The sequence below is a fragment of the Sphingobium sp. C100 genome, from assembly GCF_000508185.1.
Classification (GTDB): Bacteria; Pseudomonadota; Alphaproteobacteria; order Sphingomonadales; family Sphingomonadaceae; genus Sphingobium.
In genome coordinates this window covers 1-589 of the sequence record NZ_AYOY01000126.1, presented here as the reverse complement: position 1 = coordinate 589, position 589 = coordinate 1, and the positions used below count along the sequence as shown (strand labels likewise).

Annotated in this window: 2 rRNA genes; both read left to right on the top strand. The window is 51.3% G+C overall.

Going from position 1 to position 589, the window contains the following annotated elements:
* Positions 1-366: ribosomal RNA gene (locus tag C100_RS33410) — 23S ribosomal RNA — on the top strand; the annotation flags it as partial.
* A gap of 61 nt (positions 367-427) precedes the next feature.
* A 5S ribosomal RNA gene (gene rrf, locus C100_RS33405) occupies positions 428-543 on the top strand.
* Positions 544-589: the final 46 nt, after the last annotated feature.

The following is a 589-nucleotide window of genomic DNA, read 5'->3' as shown; positions in this document are numbered from 1 at the left end:
CGGTCCCAAGGGTTGGGCTGTTCGCCCATTAAAGCGGTACGCGAGCTGGGTTCAGAACGTCGTGAGACAGTTCGGTCCCTATCCGTCGCGGGCGCAGGAAATTTGAGAGGAGCTGTCCTTAGTACGAGAGGACCGGGATGGACGCACCGCTGGTGTACCAGTTGTTCTGCCAAGGGCATCGCTGGGTAGCTATGTGCGGACGGGATAAGTGCTGAAAGCATCTAAGCATGAAGCCCCCCTCAAGATGAGATTTCCCATTCCGCAAGGAAGTAAGATCCCTGAAAGATGATCAGGTTGATAGGTCTGAGGTGGAAGCGTGGTGACACGTGGAGCTGACAGATACTAATAGATCGAGGACTTAACCTATATTCTAATGTGAAGCATGAACATTGTTATCTAGTTTTGAGAGAACATTCTCTCCATCAGGTTTGGTGGCGATAGCGAAGAGGTCACACCCGTTCCCATACCGAACACGGAAGTTAAGCTCTTCAGCGCCGATGGTAGTTGGGGGTTTCCCCCTGTGAGAGTAGGACGCCGCCAAGCTTTTCAAAGGATCAGTTCCAATCGGAACTGGTCTTTTTTGTGTTTT